2 protein-coding genes are annotated in these 3,241 nt (G+C 73.4%); both read left to right on the top strand.

The window, feature by feature from the left end; translation table 11 throughout:
* Positions 1 to 2,174 (top strand): molybdopterin cofactor-binding domain-containing protein (locus tag AB1578_22945; protein ID MEW6490756.1); only part of this gene is annotated, 2,174 nt, incomplete at its 5' end.
* 110 nt (positions 2,175 to 2,284) lie between these two features.
* A partial coding sequence (locus tag AB1578_22940; protein MEW6490755.1) for an FAD-binding oxidoreductase occupies positions 2,285 to 3,241 on the top strand: 957 nt, incomplete at its 3' end.

The raw sequence follows: 3,241 nt of genomic DNA, 5'->3' as shown, positions 1-3,241 counted from the left end.
GTAACGCCATGGGAGACGAGAGGGAGCGGGGCGCAGTCGAGACCTTTCCCTGGGGGCTGCGCATCGGCCGCCGGGAGTTCCTGCAGCGCGTCGGCGTGCTCGGGGGCGGGCTCCTCGTCTACGTGTCCCTTGGCGCGCCGCCCGCCCCGGCCCAGTTTCGGGAGCGGCGGCGCCAGACGGGGACGGCGCCGGGGGATTTCAACGCCTTCCTGCGCATCGGCGCCGACGGCCGGGTCGCCTGTTACACAGGCAAGGTCGAGATGGGCCAGGGGATCAATGCGGCCCTGGCCCAGATCCTGGCCGACGAGCTCGACGTGGACTACGGGTCCATCGATCTGGTGATGGGGGACACGGACCTGTGCCCCTACGACCGCGGCACCTTCGGGTCTCTCTCTGTGCGCTCCTTCGGCCCCGTCCTGCGCGCGGCGGCGGCCGAGGCCCGGGCCGTGCTGCTGGAGCTCGCCGCCCGGCACCTGGGCTCGTCGCCGGGCGATCTGGAGGTGCAGGGCGGCCTCGTCGCCGACCGTACCGCCCCCGGCAAGCGGGTGACCTACGCGGAGCTCACGAAGGGCCGGATCGTCGAGCGGCACGTGGAGGGCAAGCCGGCGCTGAAGCCGGAGGCGGAGTACCGGGTGGCCGGCACCTCCCCGCCGAGCCGCGATCTCCTGGACAAGGTGACGGGCCGCGCCCTCTTCGGGGCGGACACGCGGCTGCCGGACCTGCTCTACGCCCGCATCCTCCGGCCCCCGGCCCACGGCGCCCGGCCGAGGTCGGTGGACGTCTCGGCGGCAGCGGCGATGGAGGGGGTGCAGGTCGTGGAGGAAGACGGCCTCGTCGCGGTGCTCCACTCCACCCCCGACGGGGCCGCGAGGGCGCTCGCGGCGATCCGGGCCAAGTTCGAGCCGGCCCCCGGGGACCCGGCCCCCCCCGATCCGAAGTCCATCTTCGACCACATCCTGCGGACGGCTCCCCCCGGGGACGTGCTGACCGAGCGGGGCTCCCTGGAGGAGGGCAGAAGGCGCTCCGCCCAGATCTTCGAGCACACCTACCTCGATCCCTACCTCGCCCACGCTCCCCTGGAGCCCCACGCCTCCACGGCGGCCCCGGACGGGGACCGGGTCACGGTGTGGGCGTCGACTCAGAGCCCCTTTCGCGTACGGGACGGGGTCTGCGCGGCGCTCGGCCTGGCTTCCGAGAAGGTCCGGGTCGTCCCCACGGCCGTGGGAGGAGGCTACGGGGGGAAGAACACAAACCTGGAAGCGGAGGTGGCGGCGCGGCTCGCGGTGCGCACCGGCAGGCCCGTGCAGGTGGCCTGGACCCGGGAGGAGGAGTTCTTCTACGACGACTTCCGGCCGGCGGCAGTGGTCAAGGTGGCCTCGGGCCTCGACGGGGAGGGGCGCATCTCCTATTGGGACTATGCCGTCTACATGGCGGGGGAGGACGGGGCGAGAACCTTCTACGACATCCCCCACCTGCGCGAGGTCTCCCACGGCCACTGGCGGGGGAGCCCGGGGGTGCACCCGTTTCGCACCGGGCCCTGGCGGGCCCCCGCCACCATCACCAACACCTTCGCCCGGGAGGTGCAGATGGACGTCATGGCCGCCGCGGCGGGCGCCGACCCGGTGGCGTTTCGGCTGGCGCACCTCTCGGACCGAAAGATGCGGGCGGTGCTCTCCGCCTGCGCGGAGAAGTTCGGGTGGACGCCCGCGCCGGCCCCCAGCCGCCGGGGTGTCGGCGTGGCCTGCGGCATCCGGTCCGAGACCTACGTGGCCACCATGGCCGAGGTGGGGGTCGATGCCCGGACCGGCCGGGTGCAGGTCGCACGGCTGGTCTGCGCCCAGGACATGGGCTTTGCCGTGAATCCCCGGGGCGCCGCCCTCCAGATGGAGGGGTGCCTCACCATGTCGCTCGGCTACACCCTGAGCGAGGAACTGCGCTTCCGCGGGGGCGCGGTGCAGGACCGCAACTTCGACACCTACGAACTGCCCCGCTTCTCGCGGCTTCCGAAGATCGAGACCCTGCTGGTCCGTTCCGACGCCACGCCCTCCAAGGGCGGTGGGGAGCCGGCCATGGTCTGCGTGGGCGCCGCCGTGGCCAACGCCGTGTTCGACGCAGCGGGGGCGCGGCTCTTCCAGCTTCCCCTGACCCCCGCGCGGGTCAAGGCGGCGCCGTGAGTCCCCCGTCGCGCGGGACCGGGGAAGCCGGCGCAAAAGAGCGTCGCGCCGCGCCGGTGGTTGCTCTAGAGTAGGCGCGCCTTTCCCACGTCTGCTGGAGAGCGTGCCTCTTGCACTTCGCCCGCGTGACGAAGGACGACATCGCCCAGCTCAAGAACCTGGTGGCCCCAGCGAGGGTCTCCGCGGGCCCGTCCGTCCTCGACCTCCACTCCCGGGACGAGTCGTACCTTCCCCCCTGCCGCCCCGAGGTGGTGGTCTGGCCCCGGTGCACCGACGACGTGGCGGCGGTGGTCGAGCTCGCCGCCGGGCGCCGGTGGGCGGTGACCCCCTGGTGCGCCGGGACGAGCCTCGAGGGAAACCCGATCCCGCTCCACGGGGGCATCGTCTTGGATTTCGCCGAGATGAACCGGATCCTGGAAGTCCGGGCCGCCGACCTCCAGGCCGATGTGGAGCCCGGCGTGGTCTACCGGGACCTGAACGACCACCTGCGCCACCTCGGCCTCTTCTTTCCCCCCGACCCCGGGGCCTCGGCCTGCATCGGGGGCATGATCGGCAACAACGCCGCGGGCATCCGGACGGTGGCCTACGGCGCCACCCGGGACTGCGTGCTCGCCCTGGAGGTGGTGACCGGCAGGGGAGACGTGCTGCGGCTTGGCGGCCGAAGCGCCCGGTTTGCGCCGGGATACGATCTCGTGCGGCTCCTGGTGGGGAGCGAGGGGACCCTGGGGATCGTCACCCGGGCCACCCTGAGGCTCCGGGGCCTCCCACCCGAGCACCTGACGGCCATGGCCGTCTTCCCGTCGATCCGCAGGGCCTGCGAGGCGGTGAGCGAGACCATGCGGCGCGGCGTGGACCCTGCCGCCTGCGAGCTCCTGGACGCGGGGGTCGCCGCCGAGATCAATCGCGACGTGGGGCGGGACCGGGGGGCGGGGCTCCCCGAACAGCCCATGCTCTTCCTCGAGCTCCACGACCTGGGCCGGCCCGCCCTGGCGTCCCGGTGGGAGGTCCTGGAGGGCATCCTGCGCCGCCACGGCGCCGAGGCCGTCGAGCGGGGCATCGGGCCCGAC

The sequence above is a fragment of the Thermodesulfobacteriota bacterium genome, assembly GCA_040756475.1.
In the GTDB taxonomy this organism is placed as follows: Bacteria; Desulfobacterota; Deferrisomatia; order Deferrisomatales; family JACRMM01; genus JBFLZB01.
Note: the sequence above shows the minus strand (reverse complement) of the source record. Positions and strands in the feature narration are given on the sequence as shown.